This is a genomic window from Halomonas sp. TA22 (assembly GCF_013009075.1).
In the GTDB taxonomy this organism is placed as follows: Bacteria; Pseudomonadota; Gammaproteobacteria; order Pseudomonadales; family Halomonadaceae; genus TA22.
Genome location: NZ_CP053108.1, coordinates 2,816,711 through 2,843,125 on the forward strand (window position 1 = coordinate 2,816,711; position 26,415 = coordinate 2,843,125).

At 61.9% G+C, this 26,415-nt stretch carries 20 protein-coding genes and 2 tRNA genes; 13 read left to right on the forward strand and 9 right to left on the reverse strand.

Features of this window, described 5'->3' with window-relative positions; all coding sequences use genetic code 11:
• Positions 1-78 precede the first annotated feature (78 nt).
• On the reverse strand, positions 79-744 hold the full coding sequence (locus tag HJD22_RS13320; RefSeq protein WP_208653984.1) for a glutathione S-transferase family protein: 666 nt from the start codon (positions 742-744) through the stop codon (positions 79-81).
• Positions 745-829: 85 nt separating this feature from the next.
• Positions 830-2,185, reverse strand: coding sequence for a Gfo/Idh/MocA family protein (locus tag HJD22_RS13325; RefSeq protein ID WP_217267764.1), 1,356 nt, complete (start codon positions 2,183-2,185; stop codon positions 830-832).
• 174 nt (positions 2,186-2,359) lie between these two features.
• On the opposite strand from HJD22_RS13325, the gene HJD22_RS13330 reads away from it, so the two are divergent.
• The 5 genes from HJD22_RS13330 (at position 2,360) to HJD22_RS13350 (ending at position 9,091) form a co-directional block, all read left to right on the forward strand.
• Complete coding sequence (locus HJD22_RS13330; protein ID WP_208653985.1) at positions 2,360-2,731, forward strand: response regulator transcription factor; 372 nt, start codon at positions 2,360-2,362, stop codon at positions 2,729-2,731.
• A complete protein-coding gene (locus HJD22_RS13335; protein ID WP_208653986.1) occupies positions 2,731-4,821 on the forward strand; it encodes a 3'-5' exonuclease in 2,091 nt (696 codons plus the stop codon). The genes HJD22_RS13330 and HJD22_RS13335 overlap by 1 nt, the downstream gene beginning before the upstream one ends.
• Entirely contained in the window at positions 4,818-5,015 is a 198-nt protein-coding gene (locus HJD22_RS13340) for a hypothetical protein (protein ID WP_208653987.1), read from the forward strand. Before HJD22_RS13335 ends, HJD22_RS13340 begins: the two co-directional genes overlap by 4 nt.
• A gap of 8 nt (positions 5,016-5,023) precedes the next feature.
• Positions 5,024-7,780 (forward strand): sensor histidine kinase, encoded by a 2,757-nt coding sequence (locus HJD22_RS13345; RefSeq protein WP_208653988.1) that lies wholly within the window; start codon positions 5,024-5,026, stop codon positions 7,778-7,780.
• A 174-nt stretch (positions 7,781-7,954) separates the two neighbouring features.
• Positions 7,955-9,091: an EAL and HDOD domain-containing protein gene (locus HJD22_RS13350; RefSeq protein ID WP_208653989.1), complete on the forward strand. Its 1,137-nt coding sequence runs from the start codon at positions 7,955-7,957 to the stop codon at positions 9,089-9,091.
• 43 nt (positions 9,092-9,134) lie between these two features.
• Here the strand turns inward: HJD22_RS13350 and HJD22_RS13355 are convergent, their stop codons facing one another.
• From HJD22_RS13355 to HJD22_RS13365, 3 genes are all read right to left on the reverse strand, one after another.
• On the reverse strand, positions 9,135-10,271 hold the full coding sequence (locus HJD22_RS13355; RefSeq protein WP_208653990.1) for a DUF294 nucleotidyltransferase-like domain-containing protein: 1,137 nt from the start codon (positions 10,269-10,271) through the stop codon (positions 9,135-9,137).
• A 159-nt stretch (positions 10,272-10,430) separates the two neighbouring features.
• Positions 10,431-10,736, reverse strand: coding sequence for an HlyU family transcriptional regulator (locus HJD22_RS13360; RefSeq protein ID WP_208653991.1), 306 nt, complete (start codon positions 10,734-10,736; stop codon positions 10,431-10,433).
• A gap of 72 nt (positions 10,737-10,808) precedes the next feature.
• Entirely contained in the window at positions 10,809-12,029 is a 1,221-nt protein-coding gene (locus HJD22_RS13365; RefSeq protein WP_208653992.1) for an argininosuccinate synthase, read from the reverse strand.
• A 157-nt stretch (positions 12,030-12,186) separates the two neighbouring features.
• Between HJD22_RS13365 and rnt the strand changes: the two genes are divergently transcribed.
• Positions 12,187-12,852, forward strand: a complete 666-nt coding sequence (gene rnt / locus HJD22_RS13370) for a ribonuclease T (protein ID WP_208653993.1) — start codon at positions 12,187-12,189, stop codon at positions 12,850-12,852.
• 55 nt (positions 12,853-12,907) lie between these two features.
• On the opposite strand, the gene HJD22_RS13375 is transcribed toward rnt, so the two are convergent.
• On the reverse strand, positions 12,908-13,546 hold the full coding sequence (locus tag HJD22_RS13375) for an HPF/RaiA family ribosome-associated protein (RefSeq protein WP_208653994.1): 639 nt from the start codon (positions 13,544-13,546) through the stop codon (positions 12,908-12,910).
• A gap of 215 nt (positions 13,547-13,761) precedes the next feature.
• Entirely contained in the window at positions 13,762-14,112 is a 351-nt protein-coding gene (locus tag HJD22_RS13380) for a Grx4 family monothiol glutaredoxin (protein ID WP_208653995.1), read from the reverse strand.
• Between the two features lie 153 nt (positions 14,113-14,265).
• On the opposite strand from HJD22_RS13380, the gene argF reads away from it, so the two are divergent.
• Positions 14,266-15,186 (forward strand): ornithine carbamoyltransferase, encoded by a 921-nt coding sequence (gene argF, locus HJD22_RS13385; protein WP_208653996.1) that lies wholly within the window; start codon positions 14,266-14,268, stop codon positions 15,184-15,186.
• A gap of 25 nt (positions 15,187-15,211) precedes the next feature.
• Here the strand turns inward: argF and rmuC are convergent, their stop codons facing one another.
• The gene (rmuC, locus tag HJD22_RS13390) at positions 15,212-16,663 is read right to left on the reverse strand and encodes a DNA recombination protein RmuC (RefSeq protein ID WP_208653997.1); all 1,452 of its coding nucleotides are present in this window, start codon (positions 16,661-16,663) and stop codon (positions 15,212-15,214) included.
• Between the two features lie 296 nt (positions 16,664-16,959).
• Between rmuC and HJD22_RS13395 the strand changes: the two genes are divergently transcribed.
• Entirely contained in the window at positions 16,960-17,352 is a 393-nt protein-coding gene (locus tag HJD22_RS13395; protein WP_208653998.1) for a hypothetical protein, read from the forward strand.
• 104 nt (positions 17,353-17,456) lie between these two features.
• On the opposite strand, the gene HJD22_RS13400 is transcribed toward HJD22_RS13395, so the two are convergent.
• Positions 17,457-17,532 (reverse strand) — tRNA-Ala (locus HJD22_RS13400).
• Between the two features lie 285 nt (positions 17,533-17,817).
• Between HJD22_RS13400 and uvrY the strand changes: the two genes are divergently transcribed.
• The 5 genes from uvrY (at position 17,818) to HJD22_RS13425 (ending at position 26,324) form a co-directional block, all read left to right on the forward strand.
• Entirely contained in the window at positions 17,818-18,468 is a 651-nt protein-coding gene (uvrY, locus tag HJD22_RS13405) for a UvrY/SirA/GacA family response regulator transcription factor (protein WP_208653999.1), read from the forward strand.
• A gap of 57 nt (positions 18,469-18,525) precedes the next feature.
• Positions 18,526-20,340, forward strand: a complete 1,815-nt coding sequence (uvrC, locus tag HJD22_RS13410) for an excinuclease ABC subunit UvrC (protein ID WP_208654000.1) — start codon at positions 18,526-18,528, stop codon at positions 20,338-20,340.
• A gap of 61 nt (positions 20,341-20,401) precedes the next feature.
• Complete coding sequence (pgsA, locus tag HJD22_RS13415) at positions 20,402-20,950, forward strand: CDP-diacylglycerol--glycerol-3-phosphate 3-phosphatidyltransferase (RefSeq protein ID WP_208654001.1); 549 nt, start codon at positions 20,402-20,404, stop codon at positions 20,948-20,950.
• A 74-nt stretch (positions 20,951-21,024) separates the two neighbouring features.
• Positions 21,025-21,095: transfer RNA gene (locus tag HJD22_RS13420), tRNA-Gly, on the forward strand.
• A complete protein-coding gene (locus tag HJD22_RS13425) occupies positions 21,063-26,324 on the forward strand; it encodes a hemagglutinin repeat-containing protein (protein ID WP_208657050.1) in 5,262 nt (1,753 codons plus the stop codon). Before HJD22_RS13420 ends, HJD22_RS13425 begins: the two co-directional genes overlap by 33 nt.
• The last annotated feature ends 91 nt before the right edge of the window (positions 26,325-26,415 follow it).

The following is a 26,415-nucleotide window of genomic DNA, read 5'->3' on the forward strand; positions in this document are numbered from 1 at the left end:
CCATAAGGCGTTATCACGCGCATGTGGCCGAAAGTCGAATGCGCATGGGCAACGCTTGTCAGCGCGACGACCCGCTGTTCATAGGTCTCCAAGTTCCCCGCCCCGGGCCGTTGCCCGCTGGTAGGCGGGGCGTTGCCTGATGCGGTCGATGAACTCGGCCAGATGGGGCGCGCCGTCGAGGCCTCCCCGCCCTTGCAGGGCCAGTATGGGAAAGCTCATCTGGATGTCGGCGGCACTGAAGCGCTCGCCGGCAAACCAGCTCGATCGCGCAAGTTCGCTCTCCCAGAAAGCCTTGAGCTGGCGTATCTGCGGGTCGAGAAATTGCTTCATCACGCCCTTCGCCAGCAGCTTGCCGATCGGGCGTATCACGCCCGGCACCGGCGGCTTGTCGAGACGCGAGAAGACCAGGCGCATCACCAATGGGGGCATTGCCGAACCCTCGGCGTGGTGCAACCAGAAACGGTACCGCAACCGCTCCTCGCTGCCCGCCGGCGGCATCAGGGTGCCATGATCGAAACGCTCGAGGAGGTACTCGATGATCGCTCCCGACTCCGCCACCACGCGTTCGTCATCGACGATCAACGGCGACTTGCCAAGCGGATGGACCTGCTCGAGCGCAGGCGGGGCCAGCATCGTCTTGGGATCGCGCCGATATTCGACCAGCGAATACTCCACGCCCAGCTCCTCGAGCAACCACAGGATCCGCTGGGAGCGGGAATTTTCCAGATGGTGGACCTGAATCATGGCCATCTCATGCAGTGGAATTCAGCGGGCAGCATGACGCGACACCGGGCGGCGCGCCACACTGGCGTTTCTCGAAAGTCGGCGTTCAGCCACCGTGATCGTCACTGGTGCGCACCAGCTCCTCGGCGGAGCGACGATAATCCGACTCGATACGCACTGGCCTTCCCGAGGTGGCGGAGGCGTAGATTGCACGCATCAGGTGGATGTCCTGCATGCCCTCCTCGCCAGGCGTCTTGGGTGACCCTCCTTCGCGCACCACCTGGGAGAGATGATCCATCTCGGCGGCGAACTGGCTGATCTCCTGGATATCGAGGCTCTTTTCTCCCTCATCGGTAAGAATTCTCAGCTCATGCTGGTAGTAGTCCGACATCGGCTCGAGAGTCAGCGTGCCGTCAGTACCGAACACGCTGGCCATGTTGTGCTGGGCAGTGGTGAACGAGGAGGTGCAGGTGGCAAGCAGCCCGCTCGGGAAGCGCAGCTGGAAGGTGACCGAGTCCTCCACCTCGGCGAAGCGCGGGTCATCCTCGGGGCTGGAGATCATTGCCGACACCTCGATGGGCTCCTCACCGGAGAGGTAGCGCGCGGCCTGCAAGGCGTAGATGCCGATATCGTAGAGCGAGCCGCCGCCGGCCATCTCCTTCCTGAGCCGCCACTGGCCTCGCGGCTCCTCCGGGTCGACCGGTGAGCCGGCATTGAGCGTCATCAGGCGTAGCTCGCCCAGGGCACCGTCCTGAATCTGGCGGATGGCCTCGAGGTTATGGGGCTCGTACTGCTCTCGATAGGCGATCATCAGTTGGCGATCGTTCTCGCGACAGGCGTCTATCATCGCCTGACACTCCTGCTCATCCATCGCCATCGGCTTTTCGCATAGCACATGCTTGCCAGCCTTGGCGGCACGAATGGTGTACTCGGCGTGCATGTTCACCGGCAGGATGATGAAGACGATATCGATCTCGTCGTTATCCGCCATGCTGTCGTAATTGTCGTAGTCGTAGAGATTCTCCTCGTCGACACCGTAGCGGCTCGCCACCTGCTGGGCCTTGTCCCGGTCGCCACTGACCAGTGCCACCAGCCGCGAATGCTCCGACTCGCCAAAGGCGGGCAGTATCTGGTTGAGGGCGAAGTCCCCAAGACCGACCACCGCCCATCCCAGTCGGCGCTTCGGCTCGACGGGATAGCGCTGTTCGATCTCAGGCATTGGCCGTCCGCGTGCCGAGGGCGAGACGGCGCTCACCTCCTCCGGCGGCTGTGTACCGTTGCCCAGTTCGAAGGTCTCCCCTCCCAGTTCGGCGGAAGAGAGCGCCGCACCCTGGGTGCCGGCATCGCCGGCGCTTTGAGCCATCGCGGGCCCCACGGCACCCATGGCCAACAAGGCACCACCGGACCCCTGCAGAAAACGGCGGCGGCTCGGGTCGAAGGTGGCATCGGAAGAATCGCTCATGCGAGAAGCTCTCCATGTCGGTTGATTGTCATCCCTGACGGCGATCGAACCACGCAGGGCGGTCGATCTGAATCGAGACGTTTTTTCAGCCTAGACCAATTTATAGGGTCGTTCGGCGCCCGCTTTGCGTATCGTTGAGCCAGGCAAACTTTCCGATTCAACAAGGAGCCCGATATGGCTCGCGTACTGGTCGTCGACGACGAACCCAATATCGTGCTTTCGCTGGAGTTCCTGATGCAGCAGGCCGGCTTCGAGGTAGTGACCGCCGACGATGGGGAGAGTGCGCTGCAGAGTGTCGCCGACGCCATGCCGGACCTGCTGCTGCTGGACATCAGCCTGCCGGGCATCAGTGGCTTTGAGGTCCTCGAGCGGCTGCGCGCGCAGTCAGCCTACGCCGAACTGCCCATCATCATGCTCACCGCCCATGGTCGCGAGGTCGAGCGCGAGAAGGGATTGGCGCTAGGCGCCGACGACTACATCACCAAGCCCTTCTCCACCCAAGCGCTGGTCGACAAGGTGCAGGCGCTACTCGACGAGGCCGGCTGATGGGCACCCGGCATCAACCCGGCCATTTGCCCAAGCGCCAGAGCCTGCTCGGGCTATGGTTGCTGTTAAGCGGCATCAGTCTGTTCGGCGGCGCGGCCTTCGCGCTATGGCTCGACAGCCTGTTTCACCCCACCGGGCTGGCTCGGCTGGCACTGTGGCTGGGCTGCTTTTCCGGGGGTGGCACCATCTTCCTGGTCGGGTTGCTGCTCGAACGGCAGCTCTTCACCCCGCTGCGCCACCTGCAGGTCCAGCTGGCGCGACTGGTGGCCAACCCCGATGCCCGGGACGACTACCCGCCGGAGGGCTGGCTACGCGGGCTCGGCCCGGACCTGGTGCGCGTGCGCGAGGCGTGGCGCGCCGATCGCCGAGCGCTTGCCACCGCCCATACCGAAGGCGCCCGCAGTGCAGTACGCATTCGCCTGGAGCTGGAGTCGCTGCTGCAGGTACTCGACACTCCTCTGTTGCTGTGCGATCAACACCGCCGCCTGCTGCTGTTCAATCACGCCGCCGAGACGCTGTTCGAAGGCCATCCCTGCCTGGGGCTTGGCAAGCGTCTGGAATCGCTTATCGATACGGCGAGCCTGACCGATGCCCTGGCGCGCCTACCCAGCGACGGTGCTCCTCGCGAGCTGTTGGTACCCTTCGATGATCGCTGGCTGTGCTGTGTGCTGCGCCGAGTGCCGCAAAGCGATGGCGAGACGCTGCTGACCCTGACCGATACCACGGCGAGCCTGACCGGTGATCTGGGCAATCGGGTAGCCCTGGCCAAGCGACTCCCCGCCCTGCGCCGCCACAGCGCAGGACTTGCCAGCGCCGCCGAGGCGCTGACTCGTCTAGACGACGCCTCGCTCGATACAGCGCTGCACCGCCGTCTGACCAGGGTAATCGGTGAGGAGAGCGACGCCCTGGGCAGGGAACTCGAAGCGTTCGGCCAGTGCGTGGATGAGCTGCAGCAACAGGGCGAACGGCTGGTACCGATCTGGTCCAACGATCTTTGGCAAACGCTCAATGAGCGTATCGCCGGCAGTAGCGGCGTCGGCCATGTCACGCCAATCGGCATGCCGGCCTGGCTCAAGGGCGACGCTTGCGCGCTGCTGGCGATGCTCGAAACACTTATCCAGCACCTAATCGAGGCACTACCGGCGGATCGGAAACGGCTCCCCCTTGAGGGCGAGATCTGCCTGGGCAACAAGCGGGTCTATCTCGATCTGGTCTGGCGCGGCGTACCGCTGGCTCAACATGCGCTGAGCGATTGGCAGGAGACGCGGCTGGCGTCGCTACCGTTGGCCCCCAGCATTGGCGATATGCTTAACCATCATGGCAGCGAGCTTTGGAGCCTGGCCGACGGCGATGGCGAGCACGCTCGCCTGCGCCTGCCACTACCGGCACTGGAGCGGGTCGGGGCACCGCCTCCCGCCAAGCCCGCCCGCCCTGAGTTCCACGACTTCGGCATCGCAGACCTGCCCCCCCCCGATGCCGAATTGGCAGTAAGGCCACTTCGCGCACTGGAGATCGTCTCCTTCGACACCGAGACCACCGGCCTCGAATTGCGCCGCGACGACACGGTGGTAAGTCTCGGTGCCTGTCGCATCGTCAATGCGCGTCTACTGGCCAATGATACCTTCGATCAGCGGGTCGACCCAGGCCGGCCGATACCACCAGCCAGTACCGCCATCCATGGACTGACCGACGCCGACGTCGCCGGCGCCCCTCCGCTCAATGTGGTCCTGCCGCGCTTTCGCCGCTATGTCGGTGACGCCGTGCTGCTCGCCCACAATGCCGCCTTCGACCTTCTGGCCATTCAGCCCCCTGGCGCCAGCGAGGCCTTTTCGATGCCGGTACTCGATACCTTGTTGTTGTCGCGGGCTCTCGACTCCGGCCTCGACGGTCACGACCTGGACACCCTCGCCAGCCGCTTCGACCTCAGCATTGCCGAAGGCGCGCGGCACACCGCGCTAGGTGACGCTCGGCTCACCGCCAAGCTGTGGCTCGCCCTGCTGCCACGCCTGGAGGCCCGGGGCATCGTCACCCTCGAGGACGCCCTGCAGCTTCAGGCCGGGGCCTTCGACCGCGAAGACGCCAGCGCATGAAAACGCCGCGTCTCGGCGAGCGGCTCGTCGCGCTGATCGTCCTTGCCGCGCTGCTCTTTTCACCGCCGCTGATTCTGGTGATCGACCGCCCTGGAGCCACAGGCCTGTCGTGGCTGGCGCTCTATCTGTTCGTCGCCTGGGCGGCCATCATCGCCCTGGCCGCCTGGCTGATGGAGCATCGTCATGACGACTAGGGCGCGCCATGCGCACTGACGCCCTGGTGCTGGGGGTGGCCTTCGGCTATCTAGCGCTGCTGTTCGTGATTGCCGCCTGGGGCGATCGCCGTGCCGAGCAGGGCCGCTCGCTGATCGGCTCACCGACCATCTACGCGTTGTCGATCGCCGTCTACTGCACGGCCTGGACCTTCTACGGAAGCGTGGGCCGTGCCGCCGAGCATGGCCCGAGCTTTCTGCTCATCTACCTGGGGCCGACGCTTGCGATGCTGGCAAGCCCGTTCATCATCCGCAAGATGGTGCGTATCGCCCGCGTGCAGCGCATTACCTCGATCGCCGACTTCATCAGTGCCCGCTATGGCAAGAGCGGAGGACTGGGGGCCCTGGTCGCGCTGATCGCGCTGATCGGCATCACCCCCTACATCGCCCTGCAGCTCAAGGCAATCACGCTCAGCCATGCGGTGCTGATGAACTACCCCGACCCACCGGAGCTTCGCCTGGCCGAGGAGAGCTTCTGGATCGACAAATCGTTCTGGGTGGCACTGGTGCTGGCGGTCTTCATCATCCTGTTCGGCACCCGCCATCTGGATGCCAGCGAACGTCATGAAGGCATGGTGGCGGCAATCGCCTTCGAGTCACTGGTCAAGCTGGTGGCCTTCCTGGCGGTGGGCATCTTTACCCTGTTCGTGCTCTTCAACGGTCCCGCCGACCTGTTCGCCCGTGCCACGGATCAGCCTGAGCTACGCGCGATGCTGAGCCTCGAGGCGGTACCGGGTGGGGCAATCGGCTGGGTCGGCACCTTGGTGCTGGCCTTCCTCGCCTTCCTGACGCTGCCGCGCCAGTTCCAGGTATTGGTGGTGGAGAATGTCGACGAACGTCATCTCAAGCGCGCCAGCTGGCTCTTCCCGCTCTACCTGCTGGCGATCAACCTGTTCGTGATTCCCATTGCCCTGGCCGGCATGCTGCTGGGCGATGCCGGCAGCGACCCCGACAGCTTCGTGCTGACTTTGCCGCTCTCCGCCGGCCTTGAAGGGCTGCCGCTGCTGGTGTTCATCGGTGGCTTATCGGCCGCCACCGGCATGGTCATCGTCGAGACCATCGCCCTCTCCACCATGGTCAGCAACCACCTGGTGATGCCGCTGCTGCTTCGATCGAGCCGCCTGAATCGTGTCTCTCGCTCGAGCGGCGAACTCTCCGGCTGGCTACTCGGCATCCGCCGGGTCGCCATCGTATTGATCCTGCTGCTGGGCTATCTCTATCATGCACTGATCGGCGACTCCTACAGCCTGGTGACCATTGGCCTGGTCTCCTTCGCCGCCGCCGCCCAGTTCGCCCCGGCGCTTCTGCTGGGGCTCTACTGGCGAGGCGCTACCCGCATCGGCGCCGGCCTGGGTCTTACGGCGGGTTTCCTGGTATGGGTCTACACCCTGCTGCTGCCGGGCTTTGCGCAATCCGGCTGGCTGGAGGCGGGCTTCGTCGAGCAGGGGCCGTGGGGCATTGCCTGGCTGCGTCCCTATGCGCTGCTTGGCCTAGAGAATGCCGACATCTATAGCCACTCGCTGCTGTGGAGCCTGCTTGCCAATGTCGGCGTGCTGGTCGGGGTATCGCTGTTCACGCGCCAGAGCCGACTCGAGCAGACCCAAGCAGCACTCTTCACCGAAGCGCTGCACTCGGGCCTCAGCTATGCCTCGCTCTGGCAGGGCCAGACCACGCGCGGGGAGCTGCAATCGCTGCTCGCCCGCTACCTGGGCGCCAATGCCGCGGCCAGGGTCTTCGAAGGCGTGGAGGCGACAGACGATGCGCAGAGCGTGCCCTCGGAAGTGATCGCCCGTGCCGAGCAGGCACTGAGTGGCGCCTTGGGCAGCGCCTCGGCCAGGGTACTGATCAACTCGGTGGTGCGGGGCGAAGCACTCGACCTGGAGGCAGTGTTGAGCATTCTCGACACTACCTCGCAGACGCTCGAGTACAACCGCCGTCTGGAGCAGAAGTCCAATGAGCTGGCGCGCATCGGCGAGGAGTTGCGCGCCGCCAACGAGCGACTACGCGAACTCGACCGCCTCAAGGATGAGTTCGTGGCCATGGTCAGCCATGAGTTGCGCACTCCGCTGACCTCGATCCGCGCCTTCGCCGAGATCCTGCGTGACGGCAAGGCGCTGCCCGACGACAAGCGCAACCATTTCCTGGAGGTGGTGGTGCTGGAGAGCCAGCGCCTGTCGCGGCTGATCGAGGAGATACTCGATCTGGCACGCCTCGAGAGCGGTCGTCTCACGCTCAATCCCCAGCCGCTGGATCTGGCCGCACTGACGCGTCACAGCGTCTCGGCCGTGCAGCGCCTGCAGGAGGAGCTCGGCGTCGCGCTCGAGGTCGAGATCGCGCCTGACGAGGCCTGGGTCATCGGGGATCCTGACCGCCTGGAGCAGGTGATCATCAACCTGCTCGATAACGCCAGCAAGTTCGCCGCCGATGAGTCGCCTCGGGTGCTGCTGCGTCTGACGACATCAATGGAGGGGGTACAGCTCGCCATCGAGGACAACGGCCCCGGCATCGCCGAGGAGGAGCGTGAGCGGGTGTTCGAGAAATTCCACCAGCTCAAGCAGCATGGCGCCAGCAGCGGCAAGGCGCGCGGCCGTCCTCGCGGCAGCGGCCTAGGGCTGCCGATCAGTCGCGGCATAGTGGTCAATCTGGGCGGGCAGCTCTGGGTAGAGAACGCCACCACGCTCGATGGCGCCTGTCTGGTAATGGAGCTGCCAAGTATCCCCCGTCCTTCTCCGCCAACCCCCAGCTAGTCGGGAAGCGCTCATCATGGCCTTAAGTTAACCGCTCTCGAGCCGATGAAACGTCAAGGAACGCGTTTATCCAGAGCAAGGGCCCGCATGACACAAGGACCGCTTAATCCCAAAAAGCTCCTTCTGGCTTCACAGCCTATTTTCGATCGCTGGGATAACATCCACGGTGTCGAGATGCTTTATCGCAACGATCAGGGACTGAGCGTGCTGGAGGTCGGTGAAGAGATCGCCACGGCAGAAGTGATCTACCACCTCAGCACTGCCATCTCTCGACGAGTCGGGTTTTTCAAGGCCCCAGCCTTCATCAATGTCACTGCCGAGTTCCTGTTATCACGTCACTGCTTGCCACTTCCTCCAGAGCATGTCGTGTTCGAGCTGGTCGAACGGATCACTCCCACTCCGGCGTTGGTCGAGGCCGTTCGCCTCTTTCGTCAGCAAGGATATCGCTTCGCGCTGGACGACTTTGCCTTTATGCCTGAGTGGTATCCACTGCTTCCCCTAGCCTCGTATATCAAGGTGGACATTATGATGCTCTCGCCTTCGGAGGCGATGAGTCATCGGCAAGCGCTTGCCAAGCTACCAGTGAAATGGATTGCCGAGCGAATCGAGACGCGAGAAGAACGCGATGCCTACCTGGATATCGGATTCGACTTTTTCCAAGGCTATTTCTATGCCAGGCCTACGCCAATTTACGGCAGGAAGATCCCGTCCTCGACACTCCAGACGACGTTGCTGCTCAATGCACTTTGGCGGCCCGAGCCGAACGCCGGGAAGATCATCTCTCTCATTCAGTCCGATCCGGCGCTCGCCATGAAGCTGACACGTATCGCCAATAGCGCCTACTATCGGCAGCACGACAAGATCCGCTCGATGCATGACGTCGTGGCTCGCCTCGGCTTTCGGCAATTATCCAGTTGGGTAGCGATCATCGGGCTGCTTGGCAACGTACCTTCCGAACACGCCAACCTGGTGTTGACGCGCGCCAAGGCTTGCGAGCTTCTGGCCCAGCAAGAGCAGTTGAGCGGTTCGAATGCCTACTTCATCGGTCTGCTATCCGCCACCGAGCTATTGCTTGGCATACCCAGCGAAGAGTTTCTCGACTGTCTCGAGCTCGACACGAAAATAACCGCTGCCATACTTCTGCGCGAGGGCGCCTACGGCAACGTGCTCAAGCGTATCGAGGCCACCGAGCGCCTCTATGCCATGCGCCAGCTGGCATCACACGGCGAAGATCCTCGCCTGTACGATATCTATCTCGATGCCCGTCATGCCGCGTTCGAGCTGTTGACCGCCCTATCGCCGAATGGATGACTGAGCCGCAAGGCAGAGACAAGAGGTAAGCGAAGTACAGCGCTTAGCTGCCGGCGCGCTCCTGCGCCAGCCGCACGAGGCGGCGTATCGTCTTTAGGTCGTGGCGCAGCAGCAGCTGGCTCGCCTCGTTCATCTCGCGCATGTCGACCCAGCCGTCGGCCTGGCGACCCATCGCAAGGCTGGCCATCTGATGCTCGAGCAGCACGGCCTGTAGCCGGTCCAGCGCACCTTGCAGAGACTCGGCGCGGCTTGCGTTCAGGCCACCCGTGGCGACCAGCTCCATCAGCCGCGTGCGGGTATCCACCCCTCTGCAGCCCCGCGCAAGCGCCAGCAGTCGTACGCCACTGACGAGCGGCATGAGGCCCTGGCGCTTGAGCTCGATGGCGCTCTCATGGGGCGCACCCTCACCATCCCCGGCGACACGTCCCAGACGATCCAGCGCGACCGGCGTCTCATCTAGCAGGCTTGCCATCTCATCGAGAAACAGGTGCGCACACGGCACCAAGTCACTCACCTTCGCGCGCAGCGCATCGGCAAGCAAGGCGTCACCATGTGCCACTTGGAAATCGAAGAGGGTATTGGCTTGCTGAACGCGCTTGGTGCGGCGCTCCGCCGTCCATATTTCGAGCTGTTCATACCACTCGGAGAGCCGCTTGCGCCACATCGGCCAGCGTGCCATCACATGACCATTGCATAGCGGAATCCCGGCCTTGTCGAGCCGTTCGGTAAAGCGCTCGCCCAACGACTGGAAGTAGCCATCGATCTCGCTATGCCGGGCATCGGGATAGTCCTCGACGATCATGGCATTGTCCTGGTCCGGCCCCAGCAGGCTCTCGTGACGCGCCCCCGACCCCAGAATCAATACACAGTAGTTCACAGGCGGCGGGCCCCAGCCCTCCCCCCGCATATCTCCCAACGAGAGCTCGATGGCTTGGCGATAGAGATGCGAGTTATGGTCGCTGAGCAGTTGACTGATGCGACTGGCCGGCACATCGAGACGAAGCAACGCCTCGACCAACACAGGTTGCCAGGCCTTGGCCTGCGCCAGCGTCTGCGAAGGCCCCAGGCGCATGAACGCATCGCGCAAGGGCGCCAGAAGTGGCGGCCAACTGGCATGATCGGGTGGGATGCCCTGGGCGAACAGCGCTCGCCAGGGTGAAGCACGGTGCAGCAGGCGCATGAGGACTCCTCGGGACGTCACTGCAGTGTACCGTCCCATTCGCTCAAAGCCGCTTGTACCAAAGCCGCATATCGTCAACGCAGACCATCATGAAAATGGCGCCCCGCAGCATGCTTTCACGTGCCGCGAAGGCGCCATTGGCGTTAGAGACCGGGCGGCTTAACGTTTGAAGATGTCGTCGCCCATATCGTCGAGGAAGCGCTGCGCCTTGGTGACCATCAACTGATCGCAGGCATCGCGTCCAGGCACCGTGTCGGAGCGCTCGAAGCGGTGTTCGAGCATCTCATCATCCCGTTCACCGCCAGAGGCGGGCTTACGAATCCAGCCGCTGACGCGAAATTGACCGTCACGCTCCTGGGGATCGGAGATGATCAGATAGCCCTTGTACTCCACCGGCTCGGCCTCGCGGGAGGAGGGTTTCCCCTCCGGCGTGCCGAACAGGCCGGAAAAGAGTTTCTTCAGCATGGCCGTACCTCGCCTGTCATCTCTCTATCGATCACCCACCGTCGCCTCACCTCACTCCATCATTTCATCACTTCAGTCCTGCTTGCGCCCCTTTCCGGCGGCAATCCGCAGGCGCAGGGCATTGAGCTTGATGAAGCCTTCGGCATCCTTCTGGTTGTAGGCGCCGGCATCGTCCTCGAAGGTGGCGATGGACTCGTCGAACAGCGACTGCTCGGACTTGCGACCCACCACGGTGGCACTGCCCTTGTAGAGCTTCATGCGCACCACGCCGGAGACGCTCTTCTGGGTCTCGTCGATGGCGGCCTGCAGCATGCGTCGCTCCGGGCTCCACCAGTAGCCGTTGTAGATCACCTCGGCGTACTTGGGCATCAGCTCATCCTTGAGGTGCGCCTCCTCGCGGTCGAGCGTGATCGACTCGATGGCGCGGTGGGCACGCAACATGATGGTGCCGCCAGGCGTCTCGTAGCAGCCGCGCGACTTCATGCCGACGTAGCGGTTCTCTACGATATCAAGACGGCCGATGCCATTGTCGCCGCCGAGCTCGTTGAGCTTGGCCAGCACTTCATGAGGCTTGAGCGCTTCGCCATCGATGGCGACGATATCGCCTTTCTCGTAGGTAAGCTCGACGTAGGTGGGCTGCTCCGGCGCCGCTTCCGGCGAGACGCTCCAGCGCCACATGTCTCCCTCGGCCTCGGCCCAGGGGTCTTCGAGAATGCCGCCTTCGTAGGAGATGTGCAGCAGGTTGGCGTCCATCGAGTAGGGGGACTTCTTCTTGCTCTTGGAGAAGTCGACAGGAATGTCGTGCTCCTCGCAGTAAGCCATCAGCTTCTCGCGGGAGGTTAGGTCCCACTCGCGCCACGGTGCGATCACCTTGACGCCGGGCTTGAGCGCGTAGGCGCCCATCTCGAAGCGCACTTGGTCGTTGCCCTTGCCGGTGGCACCGTGGGAGATGGCGTCGGCACCGGTCTCGTTGGCGATCTCGATCAGGCGGCGGGCGATCAGCGGGCGGGCAATGGAGGTGCCCAGCAGGTACTCGCCCTCATAGAGGGTGTTGGCGCGGAACATCGGGTAGACATAATCGCGCACGAACTCCTCGCGCAGATCCTCGATGTAGATTTCCTTGACGCCTAGGGCCTGGGCCTTGGCGCGCGCCGGCTCCACTTCCTCGCCCTGGCCGATGTCGGCGGTAAAGGTCACGACTTCGCAGTGGTAGGTTTCCTGCAACCACTTGACGATAACGGATGTATCCAGGCCGCCTGAGTAGGCAAGCACGACCTTTTTGACATCGGACATTCCGGGCTCCTGCTGACTGATTGGCTGTGGCTGGGATTATAGCGCCCTTGTTCGCCTGCGAATACCGCGCAGGGCAAGCGCTCATCAAAGCTGTTAAACTCTCGCCCAGCCAAAGCGGACAACCGCCAGGGACTCATTTATTAGAAGGGAGAGGGGCATGGTCGAGGCAAGCGCCCGCGATCTGATGGCTCAACGTTTTCGCAGCTATCTGCCAGTCGTTGTCGACATCGAAACCGGAGGATTCGATGCCCAGCGCGACGCCATTCTCGAGATTGCCGCAGTGACGCTAAGCATGGACCCGGAAGGCAACCTGTTGCCCGATGCCACCTACGCGTTTCATATCGAGCCCTTCGAGGGAGCGAATGTCGAGCAGTCCGCACTGGACTTCACCGGCATCAAGCTGAACGATCCCCTGCGCAAGCGGGTGGCGCTTTCCGAAGCCGAGGCGCTGGGCGAGATCTTCCGACCGATACGCAAGGCAATCAAGGCCAACCAGTGCTCCCGGGCGATCCTGGTTGGGCACAATGCCGCCTTCGATCATGGCTTTCTCAATGCCGCAGTCAACCGCTGCGGGGTGAAGCGCAACCCCTTCCACCCTTTCTCGAGCTTCGATACCGCCACCCTCTCTGGCCTGGTCTACGGCCAGACCGTACTGGCGCGGGCATGTCGCGCTGCCGGCATCGAATTCGATAACTCCTCGGCCCACTCGGCACGCTACGACACCGAACGCACCGCCGAATTGTTCTGTGCCATCGTCAATCGCTACAAGGATCTGGGCGGCTGGGGCCTCGCCCTGCGCGAGCAGGGGCTCGAGGAGAGCTGACCAGAATGGAGGGGAAAGATTCGCCGCCCCTGCCTGACGGCAGGGGCGCTCGCTGCTAGTGGCGTGTCTCCCACCCCGCCGGCATATCGAGATCGTCATCCTGACCGCCCGACCCGCCAACCCCCGGCTTGTCGATGATCTGTACCGAACTCGCCTGAAGACCCTCTTCGCCCTCCTCGGGCGAGAAACGCACACGCGTGCCCACCGTCAGACGATTGAAATCGTTGTGTAACACGGCGTTCTGGTGAAAGTAGAACTCTTCGCCACTCAAGCTCTTGAGAAAGCCGTAGCCATCCGTTTCGAACAGGCGTGCCACGCTGGCCACCGTGGGGAGCGGACCATCGCCCGCCTGGGGACGTTTCGTCTTGCCGTCGCGTTTGGCGCTCTGCTTCTTGAGTTGCTTCTCCATCGCTTCGAAGGCGCTGCGAATGATGGGGCGCAACTGGACCTGTGGGTCGGTCACCTTATCGCTCTTCTCGGCAACAAGCTCCCCCTTGGCGGGTAGCGTGACCTCGATCAGAGCGCGATAGGGATTCCCTGTACGGTGAGGATTCTGGGTCTGCTCGATGACCACTCGGCACGACACCATGTCATTGCTGAAATGCTCGAGCTTCTCGACACGCGTCTTGATGTAATCATCAATCCATTCGGAGCGCGACACGTGGTTGTAGGAAATCTCTAACGGTACCTGCATTAGATTGCCTCCTGGCAATGCCACTGGTGAGCGATGCATTTCGAAAGCTACACCGTCAGCGTGGTAGTGCCGGTGGCGGATTTCAATATCCTTCAATAAAGGCTTTGGTGACATTGCGTATCCATACACCGCTGCTGCCATGCAATATCATGAAGCAATAAACAAAAAACCCGCGAGTGATCGACTCGCGGGCCTAGACATCTAGCGAAAGAGAATCAGGCGCCGTCGCCCTGCTCCGCCGCATTCGCCTTGGCGGCAGCTTCCTTGATCATCGGCTCCAGCTCGCCGCTCTGGTACATCTCGATCACGATATCGCAGCCACCAACCAGCTCGCCATTGACCCACAACTGCGGGAAGGTGGGCCAGTTGGCCACCTTGGGCAGTTCGGCGCGAATATCGGGGTTATCGAGGACGTTGACGAAGGCGAAACGCTCGCCGCAGGCCATCAGTGCCTGTACGGTCTGCGCCGAGAAGCCGCACTGGGGTAGCTGCGGCGTGCCTTTCATGTAGATGAGGATGGGGTTTTCGCTGATCTGCTTCTGAATGTTCTCGATGGTGCTGCTCATGATAGGAATCCTTTGCGTTGCTTGGCTTTTCGCTACTCACCATTCTACTGGTGACAGCGTAGCGAATACACCCCTCTCCTCCTAGGATGGCATGCGCATTGCGCAACACTTGGGGTCTGGCTAGGATGGTGGTTTTTCTCGCGGAGCGACACCATGGCGACTCGCCATTTCCTGACCCTGCTCGATCTTTCGCCGGATGAACTGAGCCACCTGATTCATCGGGCCATCACCATCAAGAATGGTCTCAAGACGCATGGCCCCACCTACACGCCATTCTCCAACCGCACCCTGGCGATGATCTTCGAAAAATCGTCGACACGCACGCGGGTCTCGTTCGAGACGGCCATGACACAGTTCGGCGGGCATGCCTTGTTTCTCTCATCGCGCGATACCCAGCTCGGCCGCGGCGAGCCGATCGGCGATACTGCGCGGGTGCTCTCGGAGATGGTCGATGCAGTGATGATTCGTACCTTCTCGCATGCCGGTCTCGAAGAGTTCGCCTCTGCCAGCAGCGTGCCCGTGATTAATGCTCTCTCCGACGACTATCACCCCTGCCAGCTGCTGGCCGACGTGATGACCTGGACCGAGCTGCGCGGTAGCGTACGTGGCAAGACCGCCGTGTGGGTCGGTGACGGCAACAACATGTGTCACTCATGGGTCAATGCCGCCCGCCAGTTCGATTTCCAGCTACGTATCTGCTGTCCGCAAGGGTATGAGCCGCGTCAGGATATCCTTGCTGCCGCAGGCGATCGTGTCTCCCTCGTTCGCGACCCGCTTCAGGCCGCAGCGGATGCCGATCTTATCACTACCGACGTGTGGGCCTCGATGGGCCAGGAGCAGGAGCAGGCCAAGCGCGAAGCCGCCTTCGCCGGTTTCCAGGTCACCGAAGCGCTACTCGACCGCGCAGCCAAGGACGTGCTCTTCCTGCACTGCCTGCCGGCGCACCGCGGCGAGGAGATCAGCGAAACACTGCTCGACGACCCCCGCGCCGTGGTCTGGCAGGAGGCCGGCAACCGTCTTCATGCACAGAAGGCGCTACTCGAATTCCTGATGCTCGGCCGCGTCGACACCTGAATCGCACCGCGACCAGACGAGCGAATTACCATTGCCGGGTGCAGGCCGGCGCTCCACCATCCTCGCCGGGCCCGGCGATGGCACGCATCTCCTCTGGTGGAGCGAGTTCTAACTTGGCTCGCTCCAGCAACTCGGCGGGAAGCTCCTTCTTCACCGCCACGCCCAACTCCTGAAACTCGGCAGTCTGCTTGATGAGATTGCCGCGGCCATGGACCAGCTGACTCATGGCGCGATCATAGCTGTCCCGGGCGCCGTTGAGCTTCTTGCCCACCTCCTCCATGCTCTCCAGGAAGAGGCGCAGCTTGCTGTAGAACTTCTCCGCACGGTCGGCAAGCTCGGCACTGTGCTTGCTCTGATCCTCGAAACGCCATAGCTGACGCACGATATTGAGACTGGTCAGCAGCGTGGTCGGCGTGGCCACAAGCACATTGTGCTCGATGGCACGCTGAAAAAGCGTTTCGTCATGGCGCAGCGCCTCGACATAGGCCGACTCCACCGGGATGAACATCACTACCACCTCAGGAGAGTTGAGTCCCGGTAAGTCATAGTAATGGCGATCGGCCAATTCGTTGATGCGATCGCTCACCGCCCGGGCATGTTCGCCCAGTGCCTGGCGCCGCTCGATCTCGTCTTCGCTGTTCACATAGCGCACGTAGGCGGCAAGCGACGTCTTGGCATCGATGACCAGATGCTTGCCCTGGGGGAGATAGACCAGCGCATCCGGGCGCTTGCGCCCCTCGTCGGTAGTGAAGCTCACCTCGCGCTGGTAATCCTTGCCCGGGCGAAGGCCGGCACTCTCCAGCACATTCTCGAGCATCAGCTCGCCCCAATTGCCCTGCACCTTCTTCTGCCCCTGCAGTGCCCGGGTCAGCTTGTCGGCCTGATCGGTGATCTCGCGGTTCAGGCCCTGCAGGTGCTGAAGCTCGGTGCGCAGGCTGGCGCGCTGCTCGGTCTCGTGGCGATGAAGCGTCTCGACCTGCTCGCGAAACCCTTTCATCTCGGCCTGAATCGGTAGCAGCAAACCAGTGATGTTCTTCTGCGACAGTTCGGAGAAGGCCCGTCCCTTGCGCTCGAGGATCTCATTGGCCAGATTCTCGAACTCCTGTCGGAGCTGGTCACGACTCTCCCGCAACAGTGCGAACTGCTCATCGAAGTGCTGCTGTTTCTGCTCGAGTGTGGAGGTGAGTTCGGCATGACGCGACTGCAGCTGTGAAAAGGACGCTGCGGTTTGCCGGTGGACCCCTTGTTCCTGCTGCCACCACTGCTGATAACGGTCGCGGCTTTCGCAAGCCTCATCACGCTGCGTTGTGGCCATCATCAACTCTTCGCGCAGAGCGGCGAGTCTCTCCTGCAAAGCATCGTGGCGTAGCCGATCGCCATGGCCGCGACGTGCCGCGAGGGTGCCAACCAGCGCATAGGCGAGCATAAAGCCGATTAGCGCGGCCAAGGCCGTCAGCAAGTAGGGCGAATCAGGCATCGACTCTCTCCTGGGTTATCGGACGACTTTCTTTGCCCAATGATCGCATGAACGGGACTGGGTTACCTCCCGGCATGCTCGATCGTCGTCAGCTTCCCACTGCCCTCTCGTCGCGTTACTCTCCCGTTACGCACAGGGAAACGAGATGAACGAATGCTTGGCTTCTCAAGCACCTATTGACTGATGGACAAGGCGAGAAGCGACGCCCCCCCCAGCCCAGAGGATGACGTGGAATACCTCGCCACTCACGTCTTCACGAGATGGCAAAGGAAGCGGGTATAACGTCTGGTGACCTGATGGCAGCTATGCGCAATCAGCCCTTGGTCAACGGCAAGCCAGTGCATGCTTATATTGAGAGCCATAAGCACGACATCGATATGATGCTCGAATGTTGCCAAGCCATCGAGAACGTCTACTGGTCGCATGAAGGGTACAAGATCGGCCCCGAGCCGGCTTACTTCGAACGAGTCGCCATTCTCTATCGTAAAAGCAAGAACTATTCCAGGGAGGTGGCAATCTGCGAACGCTGGATAGCGATGGCGGAAAATTTTCAAGCGTGGCTGGGCGAGAACCCGGAGATGAGAAGAGCGGACGTTACGCAAGGCTCCCGTTCAAAGAATATCTATGAACGACTTCCCAAAGCCCAGGAATTGCTAAAAAAGCAGCGGGAAAGAGCGGTAGATGAATAAACAGGCTCACAGGACTGAAGTGTAATTCACCGCCTCGGTCGCACGATAAGCACGAAAAAGCCTCCTAGCAGAGTGAGCTAAGCGGCTGTTTCATATGTTCTTTTTGGTGGAGCCTAGCGGGATCGAACCGCTGACCTCAACACTGCCAGTGTTGCGCTCTCCCAGCTGAGCTAAGGCCCCACATGAGCTTCAGTAAAGACAACCCCTGAAACCGAGCGGTATGTTAGGCAACGTCTTCGACAGAGTCAATAGCCGCAGGATATAAAAGCGACCCAGCTCATACAATGCCATAGTAAGCAATTTAGGGTATGGCAAGCAGCATTAATAAAAGATAACATAATTGGTTCGTTGAAGAGCTTGGCTAATCGTCTCACCCCATTAGACCAACGTACGAGTGCTGCTTCAGACATCTTCTTGGTTACAAAAAGCCTTTAGTCGCTCGGACACAGCCAATCGGGAGTCACCTTGATCAAGGTTCTCGTCGCAGACGATCATCATCTGGTACGCACCAGCATCGCCCGCCTGCTTGACAGCGAAGAGGGCATCACTGTCATTGGCGAAGCCGTGAGCGGGGAAGAGGCGGTCAGCAAGGCGCGCCTGCTTAGGCCCGACATCGTGCTGATGGACATCCGCATGCCGGGTATCGGCGGACTGGAAGCCACCCGCAAGATCGCCAAGGGCATGGCCGACATCAAGGTGCTTGTGCTCACTGCTTTCCTCGAAGAGACCTTCGCCCAACGACTACTGGATGCAGGTGCCAGCGGCTTCATTACCAAGGGAGCCGAACTGAGCGACATGGTACTGGCGATTCGCAACATCTTCGCCGGTCAGCGCTATATCAGCCCCGAGATCGCCCAACGTCTGGCACTGACCCGCATGGACGCGCAGGAGAACCCCTTCGATGCGCTGTCGCACCGGGAGCTGCAGGTGACGATAATGATCGTCAATTGCCAGAAGGTCAGCGAGATTTCCGATCGTCTGTTCCTGAGCCCGAAGACCGTCAATACCTATCGCTACCGCATCTTCGAAAAGCTTGGCGTGCACTCCGATGTCGAGCTGACGCATCTGGGCCTGCGCTACGGTCTGGTAGAGGGATATCAGCGCGAAGAAGTCTGACCAGCCTTCGGTGTCGATCTGTTATGCTAGGACGACGTTTTCGATCCGATCCAGCGCATGAGTTTCGACGCCAAACATTTTCTCAAGACCGTCAGTGAAGCCCCTGGCATCTACCGGATGCTGGACGCCGATGGTGAAACCCTGTATGTCGGCAAGGCCAAGCGCCTCAAGGCTCGCCTGGCGAGCTATTTTCGTGGCGCGCTGAATGCCAAGACCCAGGCATTGGTGGGTCGCATCGCCGATATCCAGGTCACCGTGACTCGTACCGAGACCGAGGCACTGCTGCTCGAGCAGACCCTGATCAAGGAAGCGAGGCCCCCCTACAATATCCTGCTGCGCGACGACAAATCCTACCCCTTCGTCTTCGTCAGCGATCGCCACCCCTTCCCGGCACTGGAGTACAAGCGCGCCCGCGCGCGGCGCGAAGGAGGACGCTACCTAGGCCCCTACCCCAGCAGCATGGCGGTGCGTGAAAGCCTGTCGCTGATGCAGAAGATATTCCAGATTCGCAATTGCGAGGATAGCGTTTTCTCTCACCGCACCCGTCCGTGCCTGCAGTACCAGATTGGTCGTTGCACCGCGCCCTGTGTCGGCCATATCGACGAGGCGGACTATCGGCGCGATCTTCAACATGCCGTAATGTGTCTGGAGGGCAAGAGCGAGCAGGTGACGGATCGACTCACCGCCGACATGGAAACCGCCAGCAGCGAATTGAATTTCGAGGAGGCCGCGCGGCTGCGCGACCAGATTCAACAGTTGCGCAGCCTGCAGTCCCGCCAGTTCGTCGACAACGATGCCGGCGATGCGGACATCTTCGCCCTGGCTGAACGCCCCGGCATTTTCTGTATATCGGTGCTGACGGTGCGTCAGGGACGCATGCTCGGTGCGCGCCACCATACTCCAAGCAACGGCCTCGACCTCGCCCCCGAGGCGCTGCTTGGCGAATTCGTCAGCCAGTTCTACCTGGGACAAGGGCGCGAGCTTCCCGGCGAAGTGATCACCTCGCACCCGCTACCGGATGCCGATCTGCTGCAAGAAGCGCTTTCGACACTGGCCGGCAAACGGATCCGGCTCGTCTACCAAGTACGCGGTCATCGTGCCCAGTGGCAGCAACTGGCGCGCACCAACGCCGAGCAGTATCTGGCAACACAGCTGGCCAGCCATACCCAGATGAGCCGACGCTTCGAGGCACTGCGCGCAGCGCTGGGGCTCGAGGAGACACCCCAGCGCCTGGAGTGTTTCGATATCAGCCATAGCCATGGCGAGGCAACGGTGGCGTCCTGCGTGGTATTCGACCCCCAAGGGCCGGTCAAGTCGGACTATCGCCGCTTCAATATTGAAGGCGTGGCGGCAGGCGACGACTATGCGGCCATGCGTCAGGCACTTATGCGGCGCTTCAAGCGCCTGCAGGAGGGGGAAGGTAAACGACCCGATATCCTGCTGGTGGATGGCGGCAAGGGTCAGCTGAACATGGCGCGCGATGTCTTCGCCGAACTCGGCATAAGCGACATCCTACTGCTAGGCGTTGCCAAGGGCACCACCCGCAAGCCTGGGCTTGAAACCCTGTTCGTCGAGACCATCGAGCGAAACCTCACTCTCGACAGCGGCTCGCCTGCCCTGCATCTGGTGCAGCATATACGCGACGAGTCGCACCGTTTTGCCATCACCGGCCACCGCACCAGGCGCGACAAGGCAAGACGCACCTCGACCCTCCAAGAGATTCCCGGCATAGGCCCCAAACGGCGCCGGGAACTGCTGCGCTATTTTGGCGGTCTGCAGGGAGTGCGCCACGCCAGCCAGGACGATCTGGCCAAGGTGCCGGGCATCAGTGTCGGCATGGCCAAGGCAATTCATCAGGCCTTGCATGGATGAACCCGCCGAACCCCGATAGAATATGGCTTCACGTCCACCGGCAAGGAATTGCGACGCAACGATGAATATCCCCAACATTCTTACGCTAGCGCGCATTGCGTTCATTCCTCTGCTGGTCGTCATCTTCTATCTGCCGTTCGCCTGGAGCATGCCCCTGGCCGCTGGTCTGTTTGCCTTGGCGGCCATCACCGATTGGCTCGATGGCTATCTTGCGCGTCGCTGGAACCAGAGTACCCCCTTTGGTGCCTTCCTCGACCCCGTGGCCGACAAGCTGATGGTTGCCGTGGCGCTGGCCCTGCTGATCGAGCGCTACGAGGCGGTCTGGCTGACGCTGCCGGCACTGGTCATCATCGGCCGCGAGATCGTCATCTCGGCATTGCGTGAGTGGATGGCGGAGATGGGCAAGCGCGGCAAGGTCGCCGTCTCCTGGATCGGCAAGGTCAAGACTGCCCTGCAGATGGCCTCGATCTTCCTGCTGCTGGGGTTCTCTCCCGGTACCACCATCGCCCAGCTCGGAGTGCTCACGCTGTTCGTTGCCGCCATCCTTACCCTCTGGTCGATGGCCCAGTATCTGCGGGCGGCCTGGCCCCACCTGAGCCGTTCGATGTAATGCAGACGGCATGAATCGGACAATAAGCGATTGACACAAAGCGACTTATCCTTATAATTCGCTCTCGGGTCAGGCGGGAATAGCTCAGTGGTAGAGCACAACCTTGCCAAGGTTGGGGTCGCGAGTTCGAATCTCGAATACCCAGGGGCAGTGGCGGGCCAAGCGTATCGACGTTGCCGCCAGCGGCCTGGACAACACCAAGGGCCTGATCAGCGCCCATGGCGGCGCGCTTAACGCCCAGGTGGCGGAGCTCGATAACACGGAGGGCCGCCTTGAAACCGCCGGCGATCTGACCCTCGATATCGCCGATGTGCTGATCAACGAAGCGGGCGAGATCGTGCATGCCGGTAGAGGCGAGGCCCGAATCGACGCCACGCATATAGCCGGCCGTGATGGCTTGATTGCCAGCCAAGGACGCCTTGCACTACGCGGCGAGGATATCGCCCTGGATGGTGCCACCACCAGCGCCGGGTCCATCGTCGTCGAGGCCGACCGCTTCAGCCACCGCCAGGGCGAGATGCAACAGTTCGGCGATGCCGATGAGCTGACACTTAACGTCGTCCAGTCGCTGGATAACGCCGAAGGGCTGATCGCCAGCAACGCCGGGCTCGATATCACCACCGGCGACATGAATAACCGGGACGGCATCCTGCAAGCCGTTGCGGACCTGCGCCTGGATACCGGCGACATGAACAACCATCGCGGCGAAGTCGTCACCGCAGGTCACCTTACCCTCACCGTCTCTGGCGATATAGACAACCGCGATGGGGGCCTGATCGGGGAGCAGGGCATCGCGCTACGTGCGGCATCGCTGGACAATCGCTCAGGAATGCTCGGTGCACTGCAAGGCCAACTGACGGTTGAGGCAGGGGCGCTCGACAACACCCAGGGTCGGGTGGAAACCGCAGGAGACCTGTCGCTTGATATTGCTGGTACCTTGATCAACCAAGATGGTGTGATCGTGCATGCCGGGGACGGCAAGGCACGGATCGACGCCACGCGTTTAGACGGCAGCGATGGCCTTATCGCCAGCCAGGGTTCGCTGATGCTGGCGGCCGATACTATCGATTTCAATGGCGCCGTTACCAGTGCCAAGCAAATTGCCGTGCAGGCCGGGCGACTAAGTCACCAACGGGGTGAGATGTCGCAGTATGGCGATGATGGCGAGCTGCTGTTGGCGATTCGCGAAGAGCTGGATAATCGAGAGGGATGGATCGTTAGCCACGCCGATCTTTCGATCGATGCCGGCGACCTCGTCAATCGCTCAGGCATGCTGCAGGCGGCGGGCGACATGGACCTGGACAGCGGTGAACTGGACAATCGGCTAGGGGAGGTCCTCACCGGCGGGCGCTTGACCCTCGATGCCGACGGAGGACTCGACAACAGCGGAGGCCGTGTGGTGGCCACGCGGGACGCCACGCTATCGGCCACTTCTCTCGTCAACGTCGATGGCCTGATTGCATCCCTCGAGGGCGATCTCGCCCTGAACATCGACGGGGCAATCAACAACCGCCGTGGCCACCTCGAAGCAGGTGGCGAACTGGCCTCGCTCAGCCTTGGTCTCGACAATCGCGACGGTGAGATCGTCGCCACCCGAGGCGATATCGATACCCTTGAGCAGCGCCTGGACAACCGTGGTGGTCTGCTTGCCGCCCGGGAGTCGCTCGATCTGGCCAGCGGCGAGTTCGACAACGCTGGCGGTACGCTGCAAGCGGGTGGCGATCTATCCCTCGACACTCACGGCCAAGCACTACGCAATAGCGACGATGGCACGATCCTTGGCGAGGGCGGAGTGGCGCTGACGGCAGGGAGTCTCGACAATACGGCAGGGTTGATCGGGGCAGGCACCGTCCTCGATCTCCAGGCCGATACCATTGTCAATTACAACGGCGGCGCACTACTGAGCGAAGCCGATATGAGCGTGACGAGCGCCAGTCTTGACAACCATGGCGGCCAGCTCCAGGCCCTGGGGGACATGAGCCTCGACGTCCATGGCACGCTGGGTAACCAGAATGGCTTGATTCGCGCCGGCAAGACGCTGGAGGTAAGCGCGGAACGGGTAATCAATCGCGATACCCAAGGCGCCGGCCAGGGTATGGAAGCGCATACGCTTCGCCTGGAGGCCAAAGAACTCGACAACCGCCAAGGCGCCATTCGCACCGACAAGTTGGCTGATCTCCAGGTAGAGGCGGGCGTGAACAACCGCAACGGCCTGATCTCCTCCCTCGATACCCTGGCCATACGGGCCAATGACATCGATAACCGCGATGGCACCCTGATCGCAGACCGATCCCTCGATCTGACGACGGCCCGCTTGGCCGGCGATGGCCGGGTGCTGTCACTGGGCGATCTGGCCCTGCGGCTGGCCAGCGATTTTACCCTCGCCGAGGATGGCGAACTGATGGCGGCGGGTGATCTCCATCTTGCCACCTCAGGCACGATCGACAACCGGGGCAGGCTCCGGGCCGGTGATACGCTCTCCATCGAGGCCCAGCGTCTGAACAATACCGCCTCCGGCGAGCTCTCCGGCACCACCACCCATATCGATGCGGGACACCTGACCAATCGTGGCCTGATCGACGGCGTGGAGACCCATATTGCCGCCGATGTGCTCGACAACCTCGGCAGCGGGCGTATCTACGGCGACCGGCTGGGAATCGAGGCAGGCACTCTTAACAACGATAATGAAGATGGCCAGGCCGCGGTGATCGCAGCCCGCGAGCGACTGGACTTGGGCGTGGGCACCCTGATGAATCGCGATGACGCGCTTATCTTCAGCGCTGGCGATATGGCCATCGGCGGCTCGTTGAACGCCAGCGGCCAGGCCTGGGGGCAGGCCGGGCGGGTGCATAATGCCAGCGCGACCATCGAGGCGTTGGGTAATCTAAGCCTGTCTACTGCACGGCTAGATAATACCAATGAGCACTTCGAAACCGAGTTGGTGCGGGTGGCGGATTTACCAAAAGGGATTTATATCCAGCCGCAGGGATGGGATGAGAAGTTACCGATAGGTGCATTTACTTGGGAGAATACTGGCAACTATGGGCGTTATCGTCATCGAGAGACAGGCGTAATCGTCTCGAGCTGGACGGAATACAATATCGAAGGTACTCAATACGAAAGCCAGGTGGTGCGTTCTCGGCCAGGGCAGATATTGGCAGGCAAAAATATTCATCTTTCCGGGGGCGATTTAATTAATGATAAAAGCCAGATTGTGGCCGGAGGCATAGTATCGAGTGATCTTAATAGCCTGAGCAATATCGAGGCGACGGGGCAACGGATATTCGATGAGGTAGGTACGAGGCGACAGAGTTCGACTTATACAAGGACGGAGTGTGGAGGAGAGAATGGGTGCGCTCCTGAAACGTTCACATATCGCCATTACAGCGACTGGGAACCCCATACGGGTCAATCCTCCGAGACATTCCTTCTGCCTGCCAGTGAGGTGCGAGAAGGTGGCGCATTCTCCGGCAGTGGAACGCAACTAGCCGCCCGTAATGCCGCCTCTCTTTCCACCTCGGCCCAAGGAGCACATGGCGCCCAGGTAAGTCTCCAGGCCAATAGGCCGGGTGCTACCGTTATCGAAGTGCCCGTCTTGCGTCAGCCTGCGGCTAACGCCGAAAGCAGCCTGGCGCTCGGTGACTGGATAGCGAGCGTGAGGGGGGACCTCGAAGGGTTGGCCGCCATGCCGGCAGATATTCAGAGGCTGGTGGCGAGCCATCACTCTCTCGACGAGGGGGATGTCGAGCGGTTGACGGCACTTCTCAACGACATGGTGGGGCGATCCTCGGCGAGTCCTGCGGATGCTGCACCACTCGGCGTGATCCGCAGCGTGATGCCCACTATCAACCTGCCGGCCAACAGCCTCTTCCAGGTCAATCCCGCACCTACGGCTCACTATCTGGTCGAGACCGATCCTCGCTTCACCAACCAGCGTGAGTGGTTAGGGTCGGACTATATGCTCAATGCCCTGCAGAGTGATCCGAGCACGACCCATAAGCGCCTGGGCGATGGCTTCTACGAGCAGCGCGTGGTCAACGAGCAGATCATGCAACTGACCGGCCAGCGTTATCTGGCAGGTCATGGAAATGATGGCGATCAGTACCGAGCACTGATGAATGCTGGCATTACCTTCGCCGAGCAGCATGGCTTGCGTCCCGGCGTGGCTTTGACTGCCGAGCAGATGGCCCAGCTCACCAGCGATATTGTCTGGCTGGTCGAGCAAACCGTGACCCTAGAGGATGGCTCCACCGTCACTGTCCTGGTACCCCAGGTCTATGTCCGGGTTCGCGAGGGTGACCTGCAAGGCGATGGCACCTTGATTGCCGGGAACTCCCTGGCGCTGGATGTGAAGAACGACATTCGTAATACGGGCACCCTGGCCGGCCGTGAGCTCGTCTCGCTGACGGCGGAGAACATCGCCAACCTGGGCGGCCGTATCGGTGGTAATCGGGTCGACCTCGACGCACGCAACGATCTCGACAATATCGGTGGCCAGATAGCCGCCGGCGACTCACTGGCGCTGCAGGCTGGCCGTGATCTGACGCTGTCCAGCACCTCGGAGCGCCTGGCCGGGCTGTACGTCACCGAGGCTGGTGGCCGCTTGAGCGCCACCGCTGGCCGCGACCTGAGCGTCGTCGGTGCCGACCTCGACAGCGCCGGTGATCTTCGGCTCGGCGCCGGTCGCGACCTGGATATCACTAGCACCCTGAGCCACGAGACGCGCTGGGGTGGCATAAGCAAGCGCAGTGAACTGGAGCGTGAAGCGAGCTTGTCGGCAGGTAACGACCTGATACTCGACGCCGGGCGTGATCTCACCCTCACGGCGGTCGACGTCAGTGCCCAGGGCAGCGGCCTGCTCAGTGCCGGTCGCGACCTGAGCCTCGAGACATTGACGACGCAAGAGCGCTTTAGGACACGGCGCAATAAGAGCCGGGAGAGTGAAGAGATCGGCACCCAGTTGGAGATCGGCGGCAGCCTCGCGCTCCTCGCCGGGCAGGACATCACCGCGCGTGCCGCCCAGCTCAATGCCGGTGACGATCTGACCCTCTCCGCCGGCCGCGATATCAGTCTCGACGCCGGGCGCTCCCAGCAGTACGACGAGACGCGCCGGGGGCGTACCCACACCATCGACAGCCAGACCCGGGTGCAATCCACCACCCTCGATGCCGGTGGCGACCTGCTCTTGCAGGCCGGTAACGATCTGCGCCTGACGGCCAGCCAGTTGCAGGCCGGTGGCAGCGCAGCCCTGATGGCCGGTAACCGGATCGACCTGCTCACCGCCCAGGAGGAGGACTACTCCCTCTACGAGTACCGCCGCAGCGGCAGCTCGACGGCGTACTCAAGGGCCCCGTGCCGGTGTTCTGGAACCTGACCAAGGGCGAGTGAGGCAGTGCCGGTGCGCGGCTTTGCCCGCACCGGCCCGACCCTTCGCCAACGCCCACCCACAACAACAGAGGGCGCTG

Excerpts from the sequence above, each read along its gene's own strand:
- HJD22_RS13320 (WP_208653984.1), bottom strand. The coding sequence starts at position 744 with ATGATTCAGGTCCACCATCTGGAAAATTCCCGCTCCCAGCGGATCCTG.
- HJD22_RS13325 (WP_217267764.1), bottom strand. The coding sequence starts at position 2,185 with ATGAGCGATTCTTCCGATGCCACCTTCGACCCGAGCCGCCGCCGTTTT.
- HJD22_RS13330 (WP_208653985.1), top strand. The coding sequence starts at position 2,360 with ATGGCTCGCGTACTGGTCGTCGACGACGAACCCAATATCGTGCTTTCG.
- HJD22_RS13335 (WP_208653986.1), top strand. The coding sequence starts at position 2,731 with ATGGGCACCCGGCATCAACCCGGCCATTTGCCCAAGCGCCAGAGCCTG.
- HJD22_RS13340 (WP_208653987.1), top strand. The coding sequence starts at position 4,818 with ATGAAAACGCCGCGTCTCGGCGAGCGGCTCGTCGCGCTGATCGTCCTT.
- HJD22_RS13345 (WP_208653988.1), top strand. The coding sequence starts at position 5,024 with ATGCGCACTGACGCCCTGGTGCTGGGGGTGGCCTTCGGCTATCTAGCG.
- HJD22_RS13350 (WP_208653989.1), top strand. The coding sequence starts at position 7,955 with ATGCTTTATCGCAACGATCAGGGACTGAGCGTGCTGGAGGTCGGTGAA.
- HJD22_RS13355 (WP_208653990.1), bottom strand. The coding sequence starts at position 10,271 with ATGCGCCTGCTGCACCGTGCTTCACCCTGGCGAGCGCTGTTCGCCCAG.
- HJD22_RS13360 (WP_208653991.1), bottom strand. The coding sequence starts at position 10,736 with ATGCTGAAGAAACTCTTTTCCGGCCTGTTCGGCACGCCGGAGGGGAAA.
- HJD22_RS13365 (WP_208653992.1), bottom strand. The coding sequence starts at position 12,029 with ATGTCCGATGTCAAAAAGGTCGTGCTTGCCTACTCAGGCGGCCTGGAT.
- rnt (WP_208653993.1), top strand. The coding sequence starts at position 12,187 with ATGGTCGAGGCAAGCGCCCGCGATCTGATGGCTCAACGTTTTCGCAGC.
- HJD22_RS13375 (WP_208653994.1), bottom strand. The coding sequence starts at position 13,546 with ATGCAGGTACCGTTAGAGATTTCCTACAACCACGTGTCGCGCTCCGAA.
- HJD22_RS13380 (WP_208653995.1), bottom strand. The coding sequence starts at position 14,112 with ATGAGCAGCACCATCGAGAACATTCAGAAGCAGATCAGCGAAAACCCC.
- argF (WP_208653996.1), top strand. The coding sequence starts at position 14,266 with ATGGCGACTCGCCATTTCCTGACCCTGCTCGATCTTTCGCCGGATGAA.
- rmuC (WP_208653997.1), bottom strand. The coding sequence starts at position 16,663 with ATGCCTGATTCGCCCTACTTGCTGACGGCCTTGGCCGCGCTAATCGGC.
- HJD22_RS13395 (WP_208653998.1), top strand. The coding sequence starts at position 16,960 with ATGGCAGCTATGCGCAATCAGCCCTTGGTCAACGGCAAGCCAGTGCAT.
- uvrC (WP_208654000.1), top strand. The coding sequence starts at position 18,526 with ATGAGTTTCGACGCCAAACATTTTCTCAAGACCGTCAGTGAAGCCCCT.
- pgsA (WP_208654001.1), top strand. The coding sequence starts at position 20,402 with ATGAATATCCCCAACATTCTTACGCTAGCGCGCATTGCGTTCATTCCT.